We start from the raw sequence: 21,217 nt of genomic DNA on the forward strand, positions 1-21,217 counted from the left end.
TCTCACCCACGTCATCAGCGTGTCATGATCGCGGGCGATCTGAGAGCCGGCGAACGATCGCCGAAACCATTAGCAAGGACCGGCTCATGACCAAGTCGCTGGAGAAGAGCGTCGGCCGTGCCCTGCTGGTGACGGCGCGGCTGCATCGCGCGCGGATGGGCGAGCGGCTCAACGCGCTTGGCCTGTTCCCGGGCCAGGAGCAGGCGCTGAAGGCGCTGCAGCCCGCGCCGATGACGATGGGCGAGCTTGCGACCTTGCTCCGGGTCAAGCCGCCGACGGTCTCCAAGACGATCGGCCGGCTTTCCTTGCAGGGCCTCGTCACGCGCGAGGGCGGCAGCCGCGACGGACGCCTCGTCCAGGTCGCACTGACCGAACTCGGCCAGAAGACCGCCGGGACGCTGGATGCGGTCTGGAACCAGGTCGAGGACGAGTTGCTTGAACGTCTCGACGCGAAGGAGCGCAAGCAGCTCCGCAAGCTTCTCCGCAAAGCCGCCAAAGGATTGTCGAAAGCCGGCGTCGAGATCGAGGATGGCGATGTCGATGGCGACGAGGCCGATAGCGACGGCTGATACGCGCATGGATTGCATGCAGCCATCGACTGGCCTGAGGCCGTAAAACGGTTAAGTCTGCCTCTGGCATTCTGCCAGCGCATGACGGAATCTTTCTTGGCGGCCCATTCCCACACTCCGGAAACCAGCCGCACGCGGCTGGCCGCGATCGCGCTGATGTGTGGGGCCGTGCTGTGCTTCGCCATGCTCGATGCCAGCGCGAAATGGCTGTCGGCCTCGATGGATCCGGTGCAGGTGGTGTTCGCCCGCTATGCCGGCAGCATGGCGCTGGTCTGCCTGCTGCTCAATCCGTGGAGCCATCCCGGTATCCTGCGGACGCAACGACCCTGGCTCCAGGCTGTCCGCTCGCTGCTTCTGCTGGGCTCGACAATGCTGAACTTCATCGCGGTCAAATATCTCCAGCTCGCGGAGACCGTCTCGATCATGTTCGCGGGGCCACTCCTGGTGGCGCTGGTCTCCGGCCCACTCCTGGGGGAATGGCCGGGTCCACGCCGGCTTGTTGCCATCGGCGTGGGTTTTCTCGGCGTGCTGGTGATTACCCGGCCGGGCTTCGGCGGGATGCATCCTGCCGCCCTGCTCAGCGTGCTCGGCTGCGTCTGCTACTCGTTCTATTCGCTGGCGACGCGCAAGCTTGCCGCCTTCGATCCGCCGGAGACGACGATGGTCTATTCGGGCGTCGCCGGCACGCTTGCGATGCTGCCCTTGATCCCGTTCTTCTGGACGATGCCGCAAAGCCCACTGGTCTGGCTGGTGATGTTCGCGACCGGGGTGCTCGGCGGCTTCGGCCATTGGCTCCTGATCCTGGCGCATCGGCTTGCGCCGGCGACGGTGCTTGCACCCTTCATCTATTCGCAGATCGTCTGGATGATCGCGCTCGGCTGGTTTGCCTTCGGCCAGTGGCCGGACCGCTGGACCTTCATCGGCGCTGGCATCGTCATCGCCTCGGGACTGTACCTGCTCTACCGGGAGCGGGTCAGGCATGTGCCGGAGGAAGCGGCTTCAGCGCGGCTCGATTGAGCCTACAAAAGGCGTTTCATGCTCGGGCTCGACCCGAACATCTCTTTCCAGAGATTCTCGGGTCCACGCGGAGTTTATCCTTGGGCCGATCGAAGATCGGGCCCGAGGGCTTCGCCCGAGAATTGACGGGTGGGCTTTCAGACCGAGACCTGCGTGCCGACCTCGACGACGCGGCCGGTCGGGATCTGGAAGAAGCTCGTGGCGTCGGTCGCGCTCTTGGTCAGGCTGATGAAGAGCTTGTCCTGCCAGATCGGCATGCCCGATTGCGGCGAGGCCTTGATCGAGCGGCGCGACAGGAAGAACGAGGTCGACATGATGTCGAACTTGAAGCCCTGCTTGCGCAGCACGGCGAGCCCCTTGGGAATGTTGGGGCTCTCCATATAGCCATAGACCATCTCGACCCGCCAGAAATCGTCGGTGATCCGCGAGAGCCTGACGCGCTCCTCCTCGGCGACGCGCGGTGTGTCGGCCGAGCGCACGGTCAGGATCACATTGCGCTCATGCAGCACCTTGTTGTGCTTGAGGTTGTGCAGCAGCGAGGCGGGCGCCGTCTCGGGATCGCTGGTCAGGAACACCGCCATGCCCTTGACGCGCACGGGCGGGCTTTTCGACAGCATGCCGACGAGTTCGAGCAGCGGCACATCGGTCTTGCGTGTCTTGTCGAACAGGATCTTGGTGCCGCGCACCCAGGTCCACATCATGACGACGAGCACGATCGCCAGCAGCACCGGCATGTAGCCGCCGCTGAACAGCTTGAGCAGATTGGCGGCGAAGAAGGCGATGTCGATGACCAGGAAGGGCACGATCAGCGCCAGCGTCGCGATCAGGCTCCAGCCCCAGTTGCGGCGGATCACGATGAAGGCGAGCAGCGAACTCACCACCATCGTGCCGAACACGGCGATGCCATAGGCGTGCGACAGGTTCGACGAGGTCTTGAAGGCCCAGACCAGGAGCAGCACGACGACCAGCAGCAGCCAGTTGATGCGCGGGATGTAGATCTGCCCCGATGTGTGCTCCGAGGTGTGCCGGATCTCGAGCCGTGGCAGCAGGCCGAGCTGGATCGCCTGGCGCGTCAGGGAGAAGGCGCCGGTGATCACGGCCTGGCTCGCGATGATGGTCGCGACCGTCGCCAGGATGACGAGCGGCAGGATCAGGAAGTCCGGCGCGAGCTTGTAGAACGGATTGTCGATCGCGGACGGGTCCGACAGGATGAGCGCGCCCTGGCCGAGATAGTTCAGCCAAAGCGAGGGAAACACCAGCCAGATCCAGGCGCTCTGGATCGGCCCACGGCCGAAATGGCCCATATCGGCATAGAGCGCCTCGGCGCCCGTGACGGCCAGGCAGACCGAGCCGAGCACGGCCAGCGACACCGTAGGATGGTCGACGAAGAAGCGCAGGCCGTAATAGGGGTTCACCGAGGCGAGCACGGTCAGTTCGTCGGCGATGTGATAGATGCCCAGGCCCGCCAGCGCCGCGAACCAGACCAGCATGACGGGGCCGAAGAAATTCGCGACCTTTTCGGTGCCGCCGCTCTGCACCATGAACAGGCCGATCAGGATGATCGAGGCGATCCAGATCACATAGTCGTCGAGCACCGGCGTCACCAGCTTGATACCCTCGACAGCCGAGAGCACCGAGATCGCCGGCGTGATGACCGCGTCGCCATAGAACAGCGCCGCGCCCGCCATTCCCAAAAACAGCACGAAGCCGCCGCGCATGCGGCCCAGGCCACGCTGGGCCAGGGCGACCAACGTCAGGATGCCGCCTTCGCCATTGTTGTCGGCCCGCATCAGCAGCAGCACGTATTTCAGCGTCACGACGATGACGAGCGACCACAGGATCAGCGACAGCACGCCGATGACGATGTCGCGCGGCACCGGCGTGTCGGCTGCGGCATTGGTCAGTGCGCCATGGGCTGCGGTCGCGGCCAGAACCGTCTCGCGCAGGGCGTAGAGCGGGCTCGTGCCGATGTCGCCATAGACGACGCCGAGCGCTCCCAGCGCCAGGACCGCGAAGCTGTTGGTGGAATGGCCGTGCTTGTTCGCGCCGCCATGACTTGTGCCGCCATGACCATCATCGAGGCCGAAACGGGAATCCTCCGGCCGTGTGGTCGGTGGATTCGGCTGATCATGCCCCATCAGGGATCTCCGCGCGCGCTGCGGTGCAGCGAAAGGCCGGGGCGTCTAACACAAGCAGGCCGGCGCGCAAAGGCGCGCCGGTTCGATCTCACGGGGTCGCATCGCTCAGCCCGCCATAGCGCCGCGCGATATAGCCATCGACCATCGTCTTGAATTCGGCGGCGATGGCGGGGCCGCGCAGGGTCGTGACCTTGCGGCCATCGACGAAAACAGGGGCAACCGGCGCCTCGCCGGTGCCCGGCAGCGAGATGCCGATATCGGCATGCTTGGACTCGCCGGGGCCGTTGACGATGCAGCCCATCACCGCGACGTTCAGCGTCTCGACGCCGGGATAGCGCGTCTTCCATTCCGGCATGGAGCTTGAGATCCAGTTCTGGATGTCCCGCGCCAGCTCCTGGAACACTGTCGAGGTGGTGCGGCCGCAGCCGGGGCAGGCCGCGACCAGCGGCACGAAGGCGCGGAAGCCCATGGTCTGGAGCAGTTCCTGTGCGGCCTTGACCTCGAGCGTGCGGTCGCCGCCGGGCTCAGGCGTCAGCGAGAAGCGGATCGTGTCGCCGATGCCCTCCTGCAGCAGGATGCCGAGCGCAGCCGAGGAGGCGACGAGGCCCTTCGAGCCCATGCCGGCTTCAGTGAGGCCGAGATGGATGGCGTAGTCGGCCCGGTTCGCCAGCATGCGGTAGACCGCGATCAGGTCCTGCACGCCCGAGACCTTGGCCGAAAGGATGATGCGGTCCCGGCCCAATCCGATCTCCTCGGCGCGTTGCGCAGAGAGGAGAGCCGATTGCACCATCGCTTCGCGCATCACGGCGCGGGCGTCGAGCGGGGTGGCAGAGACGGCGTTCTCGTCCATCAGGACGGTCAGCAATTCCTGGTCGAGCGAGCCCCAGTTCGCGCCGATGCGCACGGCCTTGCCATGCTTGATCGCGAGTTCGACGATCTGGCCGAACTGCCGGTCCTTCTTGTCCTTGAAGCCGACATTGCCGGGGTTGATGCGGTATTTCGCCAGCGCCTCGGCGCAGGCGGGATGGTCGGTCAGCAGCTTGTGGCCGATATAGTGGAAATCGCCGACGAGCGGCACGTCGATACCGATGCGGTCGAGCCGCTCGCGAATATGGGGAACCGCGGCGGCGGCCTCATCGCGGTCGACCGTGATGCGGACGAGTTCCGAACCCTGCCGGGCAAGCGCCGCGACCTGCGCGATCGTGCCCGCGATATCGGCGGTGTCGGTGTTGGTCATCGATTGCACGACGATCGGCGCCCCGCCGCCGACGGTGACGGAGCCGACCAGGACCGGCACGGTCAGCCGGCGCGGCTGCGGTCCGGCCTGATCGGGAAGGCAGGGAGGCGACACGCGCTCGTTCATCCTTGAACGCTCCGGCAATGCTCGCAGCGGCCGACGATCTCGACCACCTGATGCGAGGGGGAAAACTGTCGCGTCTGCGCGATCGCCGCCACGGCCTTCTTCATGGCGGGCGAGGAATCCTCGTCGACGCCGCCGCAGGCCTCGCAGATCAGGAAGGCGACGACCTCGTCGGCGCCATGGCCGTGCAGGCAGGCGATATAGGCGTTGCGCGAGGAGAGCCGGTGGACGAAGCCCTGCTCGACCAGAAAATCGAGCGCGCGATAGATCGAGATCGGCGCGAGACGGCGCCCGCCGGCCGGCGAGATGCGGTCGGCCAGATCATAGGCCCCGACGGGGCGATGGTCGGCATGCAGCGCCTCCAGCGCCTTGCGGCGGATCGGCGTCAGCCTGAGACCGCGCTCGCGGCAAAGCTGCTCGGCCCGGGCCAGAGCCTCGGCCGCATGATTGCGATGGTCATGCGCATGCCGGCAGATTGCATCGTCAGCGCCGTCATGATCGTGTGCGTGTGGCTGCATTTTGGTCATGTTGCGTTGCAATAGGTCATCAGGCGCCGCGCCGCGACCTTTTTCCGGTCACCGACATATCGCCTGCTCGGCACCGAACCTAAGCATTTCTATCCTCAATGTCAGGAGCTTTGACGTTCATGTTCCTCAAAGACCGCTGCGCCGTGATTACCGGCTCGACCTCCGGCATCGGCCTCGCCTATGCCCATGCGCTCGCCAAGGAAGGCGCCAATCTCGTCATCAACGGCATCTTGCCCGCTGACGACGCCGAAAAGCTCCGTTCCGGGCTCGAAAGCGAGTTCGGCGTCAAGGCGCTGTTCTCGCCCGCCGACATGACCAAGCCTGACCAGATCGCCGGAATGATCGCCCAGGCCGAGGCCGCCTTCGGGGCGGTCGACATCCTCGTCAACAATGCCGGCATCCAGCATGTCGCCCCGATCGAGGAATTTCCGATCGCGACCTGGGACATGATCATCGCGATCAACCTGACCTCGGCCTTCCACACCACGCGCGCGGCGCTGCCGAAGATGAAGGCGAAGGGTTGGGGCCGGATCATCAACACGGCCTCGGCGCATGCCTTCGTCGCCTCGCCCTTCAAATCCGCCTATGTCTCGGCCAAGCACGGCATCGCCGGCCTGACCAAGACGGTGGCGCTGGAAGTCGCGACCAACGGCATCACCGTGAACGCGATCGCGCCCGGCTATGTCTGGACGCCGCTGGTCGAGAAGCAGATCCCCGACACGATGAAGGCGCGCAACATGACCAAGGAACAGGTCATCAACGACGTGCTGCTGACGGCGCAGCCGACCAAGGAGTTCGTCACGGTCGAGCAGGTCGCGGCGCTCGCAGTCTTCCTGTGCACGGATGCGGCAAAGTCGATCACTGGCGCAATTTTGCCGATAGATGGCGGCTGGACCGCGGCGTGACCGGTCGACGCAAGCGCAGCTCGGCGCGGGTCAAAGGGCTTGCCGGCCCCAAGGCCGAGAAGACCGTCTCGCTGGCGCTCCAGGGCGGAGGCGCGCATGGCGCCTTCACCTGGGGTGTGCTCGACGCGATCCTGGAGGATGGGCGGCTGGCGATCGAAGCGCTGTCGGGCACCAGCGCAGGCGCGATGAATGCCGTCGTGCTGAGCGAGGGCTGGCTCGAAGGCGGCCCGGACGGCGCGCGCACCAAGCTCGAAAGCTTCTGGCGGGCGATCAGCGTCGACGGCAAATATGGCGGCTCGGAGCGCTCGCTGATCGACACCATGCTCGGTGCCTGGGGCAACAGCGGCACGCCGCCGGGCCTGATCTGGTTCGAGATGTTCTCGAAGGTGGCGAGCCCCTATGACGTCAACCCGCTCAACATCAACCCGCTGCGCGGCGTCATCGCCGACCTGATCGATTTCGAGAAGGTGCGCGCGAGCGCGGACGTCAAGCTCTTCATCGCCGCGACCAATGTCCGCACCGGCAAGATCAAGGTCTTCACCGGCGACGAATTGAGTCCCGATCATCTGATGGCCTCGGCCTGCCTGCCGATGCTGTTCCAGGCTGTCGAGATCGCGGGCGAGGCCTATTGGGATGGCGGCTATATGGGCAATCCGGCGCTGTTCCCGCTATTCTACGAGGCCCATTGCGACGACATCATGCTGGTGCAGATCAACCCGCTGCAGCGCAAGGAACTGCCCACCAATGCCCGCGCGATCCAGGACCGGCTGAACGAGATCACCTTCAACGCCTCGCTCCTGCGCGAATTGCGCGCGATCGAGTTTGTCAACAAGCTCGTCGACAGCGGCAAGCTGCCGACCGAAGAGTACAAGCGCGTGCTGATGCACCGGATCGATGGCGGGCTGCCCTTGGCGCAGCTGACCTCGTCCTCGCGGATGAATGCGGACTGGGATTTCCTGCTGCGCCTGCGCGACATGGGCCGGGCGGCGGCGAAGCGCTGGCTCAAGCGCAATTACGAGGCGATCGGCAAGGCCGGCACGCTCGACCTCAAGGAGGCGATCTCTTAGCAGCCTCCGCTTGCAATGCCGGAGCGAGCGGGGTCGAAAATGCGCCCGCGGCGAGTTGCCCAATATCGATCCCGATGCCATTGCAGAGCCGACACCAATCGGGAAGTTCACATGACCAAGCTGATCGTCACCGCCGGCCCCTTTACCTTCGAGGGCAAGCTCGAACTCGAAGCCGCACCCAAGACCTGCGCCGCCTTCCTCAGGCACATGCCGTTCGAGAGCAAGATCGTGCATGTGCGCTGGAGCGGCGAGGGCGTCTGGATGCCGCTCGGCGAACTCGACTTCGGCGTCGGCTATGAGAACCACACCAGCTACCCGGCGCCCGGCCAGATCATCCTCTATCCCGGCGGCATCAGCGAGACCGAGATCCTGCTTGCCTATGGCGGCGTGCATTTCGCCAGCAAGATGGGCCAGCTCGCCGGCAACCACTTCATCACACTGACCTCGGGGCTGGAAAACCTCTACACGCTCGGCCGCAAGACGCTGTGGGAAGGCGCGCAGGAGATCAAGTTCGAACTGGCGTGAATTCTACTGGGGTGGTCGTCTGCGCTTCCGGTGTTCACGGACATATGTCCGCTCCGCTCCGGTTCTCGACGGGCCACGCCAACCGACTCGCCCCAGCGAATTCCCGCCTGCTGTTTCGTAGCGGTGTGTCGGCAGGCGGCAGAATCTTGCGCAGGCGCGCTGAAAATTCGCGCGCCGCGCGGATTGCGGGGCTGTCGTGAAGCGGCCATGATTTCGTACCGGGAGGAACGAAATCGATGGTCGCGTTTCCAAAAGCCGACATGGTCCTGCAGAATGGGCCTGTCTTTCTCGGTTTGAGAGAAGGATATGCTACGGCGGTGGCGCTCTGGGCCGGCAAGGTGCTCGCGACCGGCACACCCGCCGAGATCGCGCCATTGATCGGCCCCGGCACCAAGGTGATCGAGCTTGCCGGCCGGACGGCGACGCCGGGCCTCTATGAGGCGCATCTGCATTTGCTGCCGCTCGGGCTGACCATGTTGGAGCTCGACATCCGGCCGCGCTTCGTGCGCACGCTCGACGACTTGCTGGAGATGATCGCGAAGCGCGCCGCCGAGGTGAAACCGGGCGAATGGATCCTGGCGCGCGGCTATGACCAGTTCGAGCTCGACGTTAAGCGCCATCCGCATCGCACCGAACTCGACAAGGCCGCGCCGAACAACCCCGTCTATATCGTGCGCGCCTGCGGCCATCTCTCGGTCGCCAATTCGATGGCGCTGAAGATCGCCGGCATCACCGAGGCGACGCCGGTGCCGCCGGGCGGCGCGATCGAGCAGGTCAATGGCTCGCTCACCGGCCTGATGGCCGAGAACGGCCGCGACCCGATCAAGGCCGTGATCCCGGACCCGACCGATGAGGAGCTGGTCGAGGCAATCGAGCGCGCCGGGCGCTATTGCAACTCCTTCGGCATCACCAGCGTGATGGATGCGGCCGTCGGCATCCGCTCCTATTACCGCGAGGTCGCGGCCTATCGTACGGCGCAGCGCACAGGCCGCCTGCCGGTGCGCACCAATATGTGCCTGCTCGGCGGGCATAACGGCATCGTCGAGCAAGCTTACGCCGACGGGCTGGTAACGGGCGCGGGCGACGACTGGCTCAGCGTCGGCCCGGTCAAGATCTTCACCGACGGTTCGGCCGGGGGGCGCACCGCGGCGATGAGCGAGCCTTATCTCGGCGAGCCCGAGACCAGCGGCATCTTCTGCCTGACCGACCCCGAGATGGACGCGCTGACGCGCGATTACCACGCCAAGGGCTATCAGCTCGCGGTTCATGCCATCGGCGACGCCGCGATCGAGCAGACGCTGAATGCGATGGAGGCGGGGCTCAACGACCATCCCGATCCCGATCGCCGCCATCGCATCGAGCATTGCGGCTTCAACTCGCCCGCGCAGATCGCGCGCATGGCCCGGCTCGGCATCGAGCCGGTGCCGCAGCCGGTCTTCATCTATGATTTCGGCGACCTCTATCTCTCGGTGCTCGACGAGAAGCGCGCCAGCGAGAGCTATCCGATGCGCGACTGGATCGCGGCGGGGTTGAAGCCCGCGGCCTCCTCCGACGCGCCGGTCTGCGATGCGAATATCTGGCCCAACATCTACACCATGCTGACCCGCAAGAGCTCGCGCGGGACGGTGATCGGCGGCGACCAGGCCCTGACGATCGACGAGGTGATCGCCGCCTACACCGATTTCGGCGCCTATGTGAACCGCTCTGAGACCTATCGCGGCCGGCTGCTGCCGGGCATGGCGGCTGACGTCGCCGTATTCTCGCGCGACCTCTCCAAGGCGACGCCGGAACAGCTCTTGCACGAGACCCGCTGCGACCTGACGATCATCGAGGGCAAGGTGGTGTACGAGGCGGAGGCGTGATGGGCTATGGCTCGTCCATGAACCCGATTGATCTGGAGCCTCCGCGTCATCCCGGACAAGCGGCGTCAGCCGCGCCGATCCGGGATCCATCGGAGGGATTCGGCGCTCCAGGATGGATCCCGGATCCCCGCGGAGTTTATCCTTGGGCCGACCGAAGGTCGAACCCCGGGGCTCCGTCCGGGATGACGGTGCGTTTCGGGATCACAGCGATTGACGGTCCCTGCCCATGCTGAACCACATCGCTCAGCGCCTCGCCCTTTCGGTGCCGGTGCTGTTCGGCGTGCTGCTTTTTGGTTTCCTGCTGCTGCAACTCGTTCCCGCTGACCCCGCCGCGATCATCGCCGGGCCGATGGCGAGTCCTGAGCTCGTCTCGCAGATCAGGCAGGATATGGGGCTCGACCGGCCGATCGTCATTCAGTTCGCGATCTATATGGCGCGCGTGCTGCAGGGCGATCTCGGCGTCTCGCTGATCTCGAACACCCGCGTCACCACGGAGCTGGCCGAGGCGATCGGCCCGACCGCCGAGCTGATGTTCGCCTGCCTGGTCTGGGCGGTGCCGCTGGGCATCGCGCTTGGGACGATCGCTGCGGTCTATCGCGGGCGCCTGCTCGACCGGCTGGTGATCGCGATCTCGGTCGCGGGCGTCTCGACGCCGGTGTTCTTCATCGGGCTGATCCTGATGCAGTATATCGGTTACCACTGGGAGCTCCTGCCCTTCATCGGGCGCGGCGGGCCGCTCTGGAGCCTGGAGGGGCTCGCCTCGATCGTGCTGCCGGCATTGACGCTCGGGCTGGTTTTCATCGGGCCGATCGCGCGGATGACGCGCACCGCCGCGCTCGAAGTGCTGAACGCCGACCATGTCCGCACAGCCCGGGCGAAGGGATTGGCCGAGCGCACCGTCATCCTCCAGCATGTGCTGCGCAACGCCTTGATCCCGGTGGTGACGCTGATCGGCCTTCAGGCCGGCTATCTGCTCGGCGGGGCGGTCGTCACCGAGACGATCTATTCCTGGCCGGGTGTCGGGCGGCTTGCGGTCGGAGCGATCCTGGCGAGCGATTTCCCCCTGGCGCAAGGGGCGATCCTGGTGCTGGCGCTGGCCTTCCTGGTGATCAATCTGATCGTCGACATGCTCTATGCCGTGCTCGATCCGCGGGTCGAGAGCCATGGCTGACCTGACGACCCAGGCCGCGCCGGTGGAGGCGCAACGGAGCTGGCTCTCGCCGATCTGGCGGCGGATCCTTGGCGACAAGCTCGCCTTAGTGGCAGCGATCATCCTCCTGGCGATCGTGCTTGCGGCGCTGTTTGCGCCCTGGCTTGCGCCCTTCGACCCCTATGAGACGACGCGCCGCCCGTTCATTCCGCCGCGCTGGAGCGAGGGCTCGCTGCCGCAATACTGGCTCGGCACCGACGGGCAGGGGCGCGACATGCTCTCGCGCCTGCTCTACGGGACGCGATTGACGCTGGTGATGGGGCTGGCCTCGATCATCCTCGGCGGCGGGCTCGGTGCGATGCTGGGCTTGCTCGGTGCCTTCTATCGGCGGCTCGACCCTTATGTGATGCGCTCAGCCGACATTCTGCTCTCGTTCCCCGCCATTTTGCTGGGGCTGGCACTCGCTGCCGTCGTCGGCCCCGGACTCACGGCCATCGTGATCGCGCTCTCGATCGCTACGGTGCCGGATGTCGCGCGCATCACCCGCAGCGCCGCGATCGTGGTGATGGGGCAGGATTACATGGAGGCAGGCCGAGCGCTCGGCCTGCCGGACAGGACGCTGATCTGGCGCTATCTGGCGCTGAACTGCGTCTCGCCGGTCTTCGTCTTCATGACGCTGCGCTTCGGCCAGATCATCCTGATCGGGGCGGCGCTGTCCTTCCTGGGGCTGGGCGTGCGCCCGCCCGAGGCGGAGCTTGGCATGATGGCCTCGCTCGGGCGCGACGCCTTGTTCTTCGCGCCGCATATCTCGCTGCTGCCGAGCCTCACGATCATCGCGATCGTACTCTGCGTGAACCTGCTTGGCGATGCGCTGCGCGATCTGCTCGATCCGCGCATGAGGAATATGTGAGGCGCGCCACCGACATTGAATTCATAACAAAGGGGACAAAGATCGTGAGAGAGCTGAAATCCATCGTCATGGGGGCCTTCCTCGGCCTCGCTGCCTTTGCCGGCCCGGCGCTCGCGCAAGGCTCCAATGCCAGCCTCACCATTGTGCGCGAGGTCGACAGCGACCGCTATGATCCGCATCGCTCGACGGCGCGCTCGGCCTCCGAAGTCCTCTTCATGATGGCCGACACGCTGGTCTCGCTCGACCACGACATGGCGACGATCAAGCCCGGCCTCGCTACCGCCTGGACGATGGCGCCCGACGGCAAGACCTACACCTTCAAGCTGCGCAACGACGTCTCCTTTTGCGACGGCAAGAAGCTGACGGCGCAGGATGTGGTCTATTCGATCAAGCGCTGGATCGATCCCGCGACGCGCTCGCCGGTGGCTTGGCGCGCCGGCAAGATCGAGGACATCGTCGCGACCGACGATTACACGGTCGAATACAAGCTCAAGGCGCCGTTCTCGGAATTGCTCTACCAGCTCACCCAGAGCTTCGCGGTGATCATCGACAAGGCCAATGTCGAGGCGCTCGGTGCCGATTTCGGGGTCAAGGGCTTCAACGGAACCGGCCCCTATTGCTGGGGCGACTGGAAGCCGCGCAACGAGTTCCGGCTGAAGCGCCACGCCGCCTATAAATGGGGCCCGCCGATCTATCAGAATACCGGGCCGGCGCAGATCGAGGAGATCGTCTGGCGCATCGTGCCGGAGGACAACACCCGTCTGGCCGCGGTGATGACCGGCCAGACCCAGGTGACGCAATATGTGCCCTATTCCGGCATGGCCCAGATGCGCGCCAACAAGAACCTCAGGATCGTCGAGTCGAAGGAGGCGTTCTGGACCTATTTCGTCGGCTTCAAGATCGACAAGGAGGGCGTCAGCGATCCGGCCGTGCGCAAGGCGATGGTGATGGCTGTCGACCAGAAGGCGATCGCCGAAAACCTCTATTTCGGCGAGGTCGAGCCGGCCTACAGCTATATCTCGACCGAGGCGCTGGACTGGAACAAGGCGCTGACGCCGAAGCTGATCAAGACCGATGTCGCCGAGGCCAACAAGATCCTCGACGCGGCCGGCTGGTTGAAGGGGCCTGACGGCTTCCGCATGAAGGACGGCAAGAAGCTCTCGCCGGTCGTCTATGGCTTCACCGGTTCGACCTGGCAGAAGCTGATGGAGGCGATCCAGGGCGATCTGCGCAAGATCGGCGTCGATCTCAGGGTCCAGCTCTTCGATGCCACCATCGCCTGGGGCAAGATGGCGACGCAGGAGTTCGACATGTTCGGGATGAGCTTCCCCTATATCTCGGCCGGCGATGCGCTGAACCTGTATTTCCCCTCGGCCAATGCGCCGACGCCCAACCGGATGAACTGGAAGGACCCGGCGACGGACGAATTGCTGACCAAGGGCATCACCGCGCTGAACGATGCCGACCGTGCGGCCGCCTATGGCGAGGTCCTGACGAAGGTGCATGAGGCGGCGGTCTGGCTGCCGCTCTATCACGAGCCGATGAAGATCGCGGCCTCGGCAAGGCTCGCCCCCTTCAAGGCCCACAACATCTATGGTTGCGGGCTGTATAAGGGGCTGGATCTGAAGTTCGTTCGCTGAACCTGTTCAACCAGAAGGACGCGGGGGTGAGGGGGCGGCCGTTTGACACTGTGGCTGTGCCCTGACCGCAGCGGATGTCGGGTTTAGCCCCGCTGGTCCAACGGCCGACACCTCACCCTGCCCTCTCCTTACAGGAGAGGGTTCCCCGCGCTTCACCACCCAACGCCTCGCCTTCACGCCGGAGCCCAGCCCATGCCGATCACCCTTATCCAGAACGCCAGCTGGATCGTCGCCTATGACGCCAAGGCCAAGGGCCATGTCTATCTGCGCGATGGCGATGTCGCCTATGAGGGCGACCGCATCCTGCAGGTCGGCGGAAGCTATAAGGGCCGGGCCGATGCGACGATCGATGGGCGCGGCAAGATGGTCATGCCCGGCCTCGTCAACATCCACTCGCACCCCTCCTCGGAGGCGATGTGCAAGGGCTGGAACGACGAGCTCGGCAGCGCCAAGATGTATGGCACGGCGCTCTACGAGTTCATGCCGCTGTTCCGCTGCGACGCCGCCGGCGTCAAGCCTTGCGCGCAGGTGACTTATTCCGAACTGCTGATGTCGGGCGTCACCACGCTGGTCGACATGTCCGCCGCCTGGGACGGCTGGTTCGAGACCTTCAAGGCCTCGGGCCTTCGCGCGGTTTTTGCGCCGATGTACCGCTCGGCGCGCTGGTACACCGATAACGGCCATCTCGCGCAATATGAGTGGGACGCCAAGGCCGGCGAGAAGGCGATGGCGCAGGCCATGAAGCTGCTGGACCAGGTTGCGGCTGACGCAACGGGCAGGCTCTCGGGCATGGTCTCGCCCTCGCAGATCGACACCTGCACGCCCGAACTGATCCAGGCGAGCTATGAGGAGGCGGAGACGCGAAAAATCCCCTTCCAGATTCATGCCGCCCAGAGCGTGGTCGAATTCCATGAGATCACGCGCCGGCATGGCATGACGCCGGTGGAGTGGCTGGAGGAACTCGACGTGCTCGGGCCGTTCTCGATCATCGGCCACGGCATCTTCCTCGACCATCACTCCTCGGTGAAATGGCCGGCGACCGACGATATGGGCGCTCTGGTCGAGACCGGCACCAATGTCGCGCATTGCCCGATCGTGTTTCAGCGCCGCGGCATCGCGATGCAGAGTTTTGGGCAATATGTCGCGGCCGGCATCAATGTCGGCATCGGCACCGACACCTATCCCCACCATATGCTGGAGGAATTGCGCGCGGTCTGCATCGGCTCGCGCATGATGGCCGAGGACGTCTATGACGTGCGGACCTCGGACGCTTTCAACGCGGCGACGCTGGGCGGCGCCAAGGCGCTCGGCCGCGACGATATCGGCCGGCTCGCCAAGGGCGCGAAAGCCGACATCGTGCTGGTCGACGTCACCCATCCGATGATGCGCCCGCTGCGCGACCCCGTCCGCAGCCTGATCTATGCGGCGGGCGAGCGGGCGGTGACGACCGTGATCGTCGACGGCGTCACGGTGGTCGAGAACGGCAAGGTGCTGACCATGGACTATGCCAGCGCCGCCGCCGAGCTGGAGGAGGCGCAGCGCCGGGCCGAGCCCAACGTCAAGGGTCTCGACTGGGCCAAGCGAGACCATCTCGAGATCTCGCCGCTGACCTTTCCGGCTGGCCGGGGCTGAACGCAGGCGATTGCCCGACGGCGTGGTTCGGGTGAGGCCCTAGACCGATTGTTTGTCCGCAGAGGCTTCGCCATTCGCTGGAGGCGCGCTGCATAGCGCCAGCATGGCGCGGGCGATTTCCGCCTCGCCCATGATCGTCAGGCTCGCGCCGCATTTGGTCAGATGCTCGACTGCCGCGTCCGAATGGGCGCGGGCGACGATCGGCAGCGCTGGATTGTCGCGTCGCGCCTGCTCGCAGACCTGGCCGGCCTCGAAGCTCTCGGGAATGGCGACGAAGAGCCGGCGCGCCCGCGCCAGGCCGGCGGCGGCGAGCACGCCGGGATCGGCGGCGTTGCCGACGAGCACCGCGGCGCCCTGGCTCCTGGCTGCGGCGATGGCGTCAGGCTGTTCCTCGATGACGAGCACGGTCTCGCCATGCGCCACCAGGCCCGCTCCCAGGAGCGCGCCGACCCGGCCATAGCCGACGATGACCATGTGATCGCTCAAGCTGGTCGGGACGATGTCGCGCTCGGGTTCCGGCTCAGGCGCTGGCTTGGCAGCGCTCGGCTTGGGCTTTGCCGGGCTCGTCTCCGTGGCGAAGCGCTCGATGATCGCAAACAGCACCGGGTTGAGCAGGATCGAGAGGATCGCGCCCGCCAGGATCAGGTCGCGGCCCTGTTCGGGCAGGATCGCCAGCGAGACGCCCAGGCCCGCCAGGATGAAGGAGAACTCGCCGATCTGCGCCAGCGACGCCGAGATGGTCAGGGCGACGGCGTTCGAACGGCCAAAGGCGCGCACGATCAGCCAGGCAGCGAGCGATTTGCCGAACAGGATGATGGCGAGCGTTCCCAGCAGGGGCAGCGGCGCGCGCAGCAGGATGCCGGGGTCGAAGAGCATGCCGACAGAGACGAAGAACAGCACCGCGAAGGCGTCGCGCAGCGGCAGCGATTCCTCGGCGGCGCGCTGGCTCAATGGCGATTCGTTCAAGATCATGCCGGCGAAGAAGGCGCCGAGCGCGAAGGAGACGCCGAACAGGCTTGCCGCCATGAAGGCGACGCCGAGCGCCAGTGCCAGCACGGCGAGCCTGAACAGCTCGCGCGAGCCGGTATGGGCGACCCAATGCAGCACCCAGGGGATGACGCGCCGCCCGACGATGAGCATGAAGGCGACGAAGGCCACGACCTTGGCGAGCGTCAGCCCCAGCACGCCCCAGAGGCCGAGGTCGAACTGCCCGGAGAGCGGAACGGGCGTGCCGGGCTTGGCGCCGTTCAGGGCGTCGGCAATGGTCGGGATCAGGACGAGCGCCAGGACCATGGCGAGATCCTCGACGATCAGCCAGCCGACCGCGATCTTGCCCTTCTCGGTCTGGACCAGCCGGCGCTCCTGGAGCGCGCGCAGCAGCACGACGGTGCTGGCGACCGAGAGCGCGAGCCCGAAGACGAGACCCGCGACCCAACCCCAGCCAAGCCAAAGCGCCAGGCCCAGGCCGAGCAAGGTCGCCACCGCGATCTGGACGAGAGCGCCGGGGACCGCGATGGTTTTGACCGAGAGCAAATCCTTCAGCGAGAAATGCAGGCCGACGCCGAACATCAGCAGGATGACGCCGATCTCGGCCAGCTCGTTGGCGAGGCCCTGATCAGCGACGAACCCGGGCGTGAAGGGGCCGACGGCGACGCCGGCGAGGAGATAGCCGACCAGGGGGAGAAGCGCAGCTTCTGAGCAAGCGCTCCGAAGACAAAGGCGAGGCACAGGCCCGCGACGAGAATGGCGATCAGCGGGCCAGGATGCATCAGGTCTCCAGAAGGCGGGCAGGATTACGGAAGGCGCAGGAATACGGGAGGTAGATGGTGGCTCGCGAGAGCACTCGAAGCATGGCGTCTGGGTCGCGCAATTTCAACCTTGAGGCGGTCTTTTCAGAGTGCTTTCGACGAGGCGATGTAGCGTTTCCGCCAGGTGGCCGTCGACCTCGCCGGTGGCCTCAGGCCTTCGGCTTGTCCAGCAGGACGCGACCCTGCTTCTCGACGCCAAGCTTCAGCGTCTCGGCGAAGGTCGCCAGCATCCAGGGCAGCATCATCTCGACGCGCACGAGCCGCTCCTCGACGGTGAGGCTGCCCCGCACCGTATAGCCCAGCGCCGCCACGCCGAAATCCAGCGTGTCGCCGCGCCACTCCTCCTCGACGAGTTGCATCTTCACCATGCCGAGCTTGTCGCGGATGCGGTCGACACCGCCATGGATGCGCGCGAGCGCGGCCTCGCGGCCGAGCTCATGGGAAATCGTGATGCTGACGGGCTTGGCCATGGGGCTCGCAGTCGAAGGGGCGGCGGCAGACGCGCCCACGCCCGGGGCGCCAGAATTCCGGCGGTTCCACGCGAGATCACGTCAGGATGCAGGATAGGCTGCGAAAGCCGGGTGAGCCAGAGGGGGCGGCTTCAGAGCCGAGAGCCTTGCTCACGCGAAAAACCGGTACCCAGTTTTTCGCGCAAGGCTCTAGAGGCTGCGCTCGTTCAGCGCCTTCTGGCCATGCTCGGTGACGAGCCAGCGCCCGCCGAGCGGCTCGACGAGGCCGCGATCCTTCAGCACGACCAGCATGTCATCGTCGAAGATGAAATGGGTGGTCTGTTCTTCGATGCTCTCGAGGGCGATCCATTCCGGGTCCGACATCACGCCAGGGCGGGCGATCTGGAGGTGCTGTGTTTGCATGAGCGTCTCCTTCTCGATTGGGATGGATGATTGCTCGATTGGAATGGACGATGCTGAATCCCATCCAATCTTGGCGCTGTCATGACCGAGGCCCGTCCAAAACAAGCCTTTGCCGGCAAGGCTTTGCGCGCCAGCCCGCGTTGACGTGAAAGGGCTGGCAAAAGGGGCTGGCGAAGGGCGGAAACCGGGTGCCGGTGCGTGCTGTTCTCGCCGCCGGGTGGAACTCTCACATCGCTGCCTCGTTGATTGGGCTTGGATCTGTCTCTTGAAGGAGGTTCGCTGTGGCGACCATGAACAAGTTTCCGCCCGACATGCCGAAAGGCTGGGACGAAGCCGGTGACGAGATCGACAACGCGACCAGCAGCCTGCGTGCCAAGGCCGCCGATGTTGCCGACAAGGCGACGGAGACGGTCAAGGGCGGCTACTCCCGAGCCAAGGACGCCTTGACGGATATCGACCCGGTCGAGACCGCCCGCGAGGGCGGCCAGGCGGTGATACGCGCGGTCGAGCGCAATCCCGTCGTCGCGTTCGGACTGGGTGCGCTGGGCATCGGACTGATCGCCTGGGCGAGCCTGCGCTCACCTCCCGCATCGCGCTGGGAGCGCTACCAGCCCGATTTCGACAGGCTGCGTGGCCTGTTCGGCGATTACGGCAAGGATGCCGCCAAGTCGGGCGAGGGCGCGCTGAAGAGCGGCCAGCAATGGCTGAACGCCTATGGCGGCGATGCGCGCGACTATGCCGGCTATGGCGGCCGGATGATCGCGCAGCGGGCTCAGAAGGAGCCGATCGCGGCGTTGCTGGGGATCGGGTTGGCGGTCTATGCGCTGGGATCGCTGCTGGGGTCGTCGAGTGAGTCGGCTCCCGCACGCAAGCGAGCTGCACCGAAGCGCTGACGGCCCAGCCTCGATCACGTCGCATTCGGAGGGGTCCGTCCGAATGCGAAAAGCGTGATCGATTCCTGGAGTTTAGAGAATTGCTCTTGTGACCGCAAAAAACCCCGCAGCCTTTCGGCCGCGGGGTTTTGATTTTCACACGGACGAGCCTGTCAGATCAGACAGGCTCGTCGTTGTTCAGGTATCAATACCAGCCGTAGCCGCGACGGCCATAATAGCCTCGGCCGTAATAGGAGCGGTTGTCAGCGGCAACGAGAGCCCCGCCGATGACGCCAGCGGCGACGCCGGCTGCAACAGCGCTGCTGGCTTCGGAGTTGGCGCGGCGGTTTTCGGTGAAGTTGGCCGAGCGGCACTGCTGATAGGCGCGTGTGCCGGGGCGGAAGCCCTGCGCCTCGCAGGTGATTTCGGCGTCGGCGAGCGATTCCTGGCGCGTCTGGCAGCCAGCAACAACGGCGGCCAGGGCGCCAACGATGAGAAGGGTACGCATCATTTTTCCTTTTCAGCCTCCCAATGGATGCGAGGACTTAAAATACACACGCCGCTGCAGGTCAAGAACAACCGCGTGAATTGGTTCAAGTCGGCCCGATCGTCATGGGAATACTGCGCCGCCTTGAGGGCGCCTTTGTTTAGCCGACCTTGCGCCCCGGTTTCTCGACGACCTTGCCCGAGCGGGCGAGGGTGGCGATTTCCAGGGCCGGCATCCCGGATTTCTCGGCGATGGCGCGGTCCTGCTCCATGATGGCTTCGCGCGCGGGCTCGTCGCCGTCGAGGCCGCCGAGCAGTGCGGTCGGCACCCGCCGGTTGGAGCGGCGCGAGCCATCGGTATAGACGACGTCGAACATCACGAATTCGGCATCGAGCGGCTTCGATTTCTTGCGGGCCATGATCGGGTCCTTTCGGAAAATGGACGGGCCGCGCAATGCGGCGGCTAAAGTCCCAATGTCTGAAACCGTCTCCCACCGAAGGTGGAAGCTGAATCTATGCGAAAAACCGGTTCCCACTTTTCGCATCCTGCTCCAGGCGTGGCGGCGGGTGGCGCGCGGCCTCTGCAGGTGTCGCGCGACGCCTAGACCATGGTTCGCGCCGATGCAATGCGACATGCCGGCCCGGTTCTGCGAAGGGCGCGGCCGGGATGGGCGAAATTTGCGCGGCCGCGCCGAAGATGCGGGCATGATCGCGGCTGGTCGCGCTTGTGGGCGGCATGGCTGGGCGCCAAGAGCAGGATGCGGAAAAGTGGGAACAGGTTTTTCGTATTGATCCGGCTCTAGGTCAGCCGCCGTCGCGTGCAAGCCGTGTGCGTGACCAAGCAGCGTGAAAGGACGTTTCTTGAGAGTTCTGATCTTCGGTGGGGTCGGTTTCGTCGGGCTCAACATCGCGGAGGCGATGCTGGCGAAAGGTGACGACGTTGTTGTGTTCGACCGCATGGCGTTGCCTGCTGCCATCGGGAAGGCCCTTTCTCGGCTGCCGGGGCGCTTGACCGCTGTCCAGGGGGACGTCACCGACAAGGTGGCGATTGCCGAGGTGGTGCAGCCCGGCGTGGACGTCGTCGTCATGGGCGCTGCGATTACCGCCGGGGCGGCGCGTGATGCGCGCGAGCCGGAGACGATCCTGCAGGTCAATCTGCTCGCTCAGGTGCCGATCCTGGAGGCGGCGCGGGCCGCGGGTGTCCGGCGCGTCGTCAATCTGAGTTCGGCTGCCGCTTATGGGGTCGCCGGAGAGCGCTCTCAGGAGCTCGGCGAGGAGACGCCGGGTGATCCGGTCAGCCTCTATGCCATCAGCAAATGGGCGAGCGAGCGCGTCGGCGGGCGGCTGGCCGATCTCTGGGGGCTCGATCTGGTCTCCTTGCGGCTCAGCGGCGTCTTTGGCCCCTGGGAGCGTGCGACGGGCGTGCGCGACACGCTGAGCCCGCAAGCCCAGATCCTCGCTGCTGCCGGGAAGGACGAGCCAGCGATCCTGCCCCGACCGGGCCTGCGCGACTGGATCTACGCGCCCGATCTCGCCGAGGCGGTGCGGATCGTGGCGGGCGCGCCGGCCTTGCGTCGTCGGCTCTACAACATCTCGACGGCGCGGCGCTTCGCGGCCCTGGAGTGGGGGCGGGCGCTGGCGGCCAATTTTCCCGGTTTCATCTGCCGCCTGGCCGGGCCCGGCGAGGCGGCGACGATCGACCTGCACGGACCGGGCGACCGCGCGCCGCTTTCCACTTCGCGCATGAGGGAGGAATTCGGCTGGGAGGCCGCAACCGGTGTGGCGGAATCGGCAAATGCACTGGCCGCCTGGTGGCGGGTGCACGGCCGAGGACTTGGGCGATGACAAGAACTTGGGCGATGGCAAGGACTCGGGCG

Annotated in this window: 19 protein-coding genes and 1 pseudogene; 12 read left to right on the plus strand and 8 right to left on the minus strand. The window is 65.7% G+C overall.

What is annotated here, in order from left to right:
- The first annotated feature begins 86 nt into the window (after window positions 1-86).
- Together RMR04_RS01315 and RMR04_RS01320 are read left to right on the plus strand one after the other, a co-directional pair.
- Window positions 87-569, plus strand: a complete 483-nt coding sequence (locus RMR04_RS01315) for a MarR family winged helix-turn-helix transcriptional regulator (RefSeq protein ID WP_311912575.1) — start codon at window positions 87-89, stop codon at window positions 567-569.
- 96 nt (window positions 570-665) lie between these two features.
- Window positions 666-1,586: a DMT family transporter gene (locus RMR04_RS01320; protein ID WP_311912576.1), complete on the plus strand. Its 921-nt coding sequence runs from the start codon at window positions 666-668 to the stop codon at window positions 1,584-1,586.
- Between the two features lie 137 nt (window positions 1,587-1,723).
- Here the strand turns inward: RMR04_RS01320 and RMR04_RS01325 are convergent, their stop codons facing one another.
- The 3 genes from RMR04_RS01325 to RMR04_RS01335 form a co-directional block, all read right to left on the minus strand.
- Entirely contained in the window at window positions 1,724-3,724 is a 2,001-nt protein-coding gene (locus RMR04_RS01325; protein ID WP_311912577.1) for a potassium transporter Kup, read from the minus strand.
- A gap of 88 nt (window positions 3,725-3,812) precedes the next feature.
- On the minus strand, window positions 3,813-5,087 hold the full coding sequence (gene ispG, locus RMR04_RS01330) for a flavodoxin-dependent (E)-4-hydroxy-3-methylbut-2-enyl-diphosphate synthase (RefSeq protein ID WP_311912578.1): 1,275 nt from the start codon (window positions 5,085-5,087) through the stop codon (window positions 3,813-3,815).
- The gene (locus tag RMR04_RS01335; protein ID WP_311912579.1) at window positions 5,084-5,602 is read right to left on the minus strand and encodes a Fur family transcriptional regulator; all 519 of its coding nucleotides are present in this window, start codon (window positions 5,600-5,602) and stop codon (window positions 5,084-5,086) included. The genes ispG and RMR04_RS01335 overlap by 4 nt, the downstream gene beginning before the upstream one ends.
- 128 nt (window positions 5,603-5,730) lie before the next feature.
- Here RMR04_RS01335 and RMR04_RS01340 point away from each other — a divergent pair, with 128 nt between their 5' ends.
- The 8 genes from RMR04_RS01340 to RMR04_RS01375 all read left to right on the plus strand — a co-directional run bounded on the left by RMR04_RS01340 (window position 5,731) and on the right by RMR04_RS01375 (window position 15,302).
- Window positions 5,731-6,516, plus strand: a complete 786-nt coding sequence (locus RMR04_RS01340; RefSeq protein WP_311912580.1) for a 3-hydroxybutyrate dehydrogenase — start codon at window positions 5,731-5,733, stop codon at window positions 6,514-6,516.
- Window positions 6,513-7,583, plus strand: coding sequence for a patatin-like phospholipase family protein (locus RMR04_RS01345; protein WP_311912581.1), 1,071 nt, complete (start codon window positions 6,513-6,515; stop codon window positions 7,581-7,583). Before RMR04_RS01340 ends, RMR04_RS01345 begins: the two co-directional genes overlap by 4 nt.
- Window positions 7,584-7,694: 111 nt before the next feature.
- Window positions 7,695-8,108, plus strand: a complete 414-nt coding sequence (locus RMR04_RS01350) for a DUF3830 family protein (RefSeq protein ID WP_310159407.1) — start codon at window positions 7,695-7,697, stop codon at window positions 8,106-8,108.
- 236 nt (window positions 8,109-8,344) lie between these two features.
- On the plus strand, window positions 8,345-9,970 hold the full coding sequence (locus RMR04_RS01355; RefSeq protein ID WP_311912582.1) for an amidohydrolase: 1,626 nt from the start codon (window positions 8,345-8,347) through the stop codon (window positions 9,968-9,970).
- A 226-nt stretch (window positions 9,971-10,196) separates the two neighbouring features.
- Complete coding sequence (locus tag RMR04_RS01360; protein ID WP_311912583.1) at window positions 10,197-11,141, plus strand: ABC transporter permease; 945 nt, start codon at window positions 10,197-10,199, stop codon at window positions 11,139-11,141.
- Window positions 11,134-12,030, plus strand: a complete 897-nt coding sequence (locus tag RMR04_RS01365) for an ABC transporter permease (protein ID WP_311912584.1) — start codon at window positions 11,134-11,136, stop codon at window positions 12,028-12,030. The genes RMR04_RS01360 and RMR04_RS01365 overlap by 8 nt, the downstream gene beginning before the upstream one ends.
- 44 nt (window positions 12,031-12,074) lie before the next feature.
- Window positions 12,075-13,670 carry an ABC transporter substrate-binding protein gene (locus RMR04_RS01370; protein ID WP_311912585.1) on the plus strand — a complete coding sequence of 532 codons (1,596 nt, stop codon included), beginning with the start codon at window positions 12,075-12,077 and terminating at the stop codon, window positions 13,668-13,670.
- A 192-nt stretch (window positions 13,671-13,862) separates the two neighbouring features.
- A complete protein-coding gene (locus RMR04_RS01375; RefSeq protein WP_311912586.1) occupies window positions 13,863-15,302 on the plus strand; it encodes an amidohydrolase family protein in 1,440 nt (479 codons plus the stop codon).
- Between the two features lie 39 nt (window positions 15,303-15,341).
- Here RMR04_RS01375 and ybaL read toward each other — a convergent pair.
- The 3 genes and pseudogenes from ybaL to RMR04_RS01390 form a co-directional block, all read right to left on the minus strand.
- Window positions 15,342-17,071 (minus strand): annotated as a pseudogene (ybaL, locus tag RMR04_RS01380) (YbaL family putative K(+) efflux transporter).
- A 188-nt stretch (window positions 17,072-17,259) separates the two neighbouring features.
- Window positions 17,260-17,580, minus strand: a complete 321-nt coding sequence (locus RMR04_RS01385; protein WP_311912587.1) for a polyhydroxyalkanoic acid system family protein — start codon at window positions 17,578-17,580, stop codon at window positions 17,260-17,262.
- 189 nt (window positions 17,581-17,769) lie between these two features.
- Window positions 17,770-17,982: a hypothetical protein gene (locus RMR04_RS01390; protein ID WP_311912588.1), complete on the minus strand. Its 213-nt coding sequence runs from the start codon at window positions 17,980-17,982 to the stop codon at window positions 17,770-17,772.
- Window positions 17,983-18,263: 281 nt separating this feature from the next.
- On the opposite strand from RMR04_RS01390, the gene RMR04_RS01395 reads away from it, so the two are divergent.
- A complete protein-coding gene (locus tag RMR04_RS01395; protein WP_311912589.1) occupies window positions 18,264-18,875 on the plus strand; it encodes a hypothetical protein in 612 nt (203 codons plus the stop codon).
- 184 nt (window positions 18,876-19,059) lie between these two features.
- On the opposite strand, the gene RMR04_RS01400 is transcribed toward RMR04_RS01395, so the two are convergent.
- On the minus strand, window positions 19,060-19,362 hold the full coding sequence (locus tag RMR04_RS01400; RefSeq protein WP_311912590.1) for a hypothetical protein: 303 nt from the start codon (window positions 19,360-19,362) through the stop codon (window positions 19,060-19,062).
- 139 nt (window positions 19,363-19,501) lie between these two features.
- Window positions 19,502-19,759 (minus strand): hypothetical protein, encoded by a 258-nt coding sequence (locus tag RMR04_RS01405; protein WP_311912591.1) that lies wholly within the window; start codon window positions 19,757-19,759, stop codon window positions 19,502-19,504.
- Between the two features lie 442 nt (window positions 19,760-20,201).
- Between RMR04_RS01405 and RMR04_RS01410 the strand changes: the two genes are divergently transcribed.
- A complete protein-coding gene (locus RMR04_RS01410; RefSeq protein WP_311912592.1) occupies window positions 20,202-21,185 on the plus strand; it encodes an NAD-dependent epimerase/dehydratase family protein in 984 nt (327 codons plus the stop codon).
- The last annotated feature ends 32 nt before the right edge of the window (window positions 21,186-21,217 follow it).

Source organism: Bosea sp. 685 (assembly GCF_031884435.1).
Taxonomy (GTDB): Bacteria; Pseudomonadota; Alphaproteobacteria; order Rhizobiales; family Beijerinckiaceae; genus Allobosea.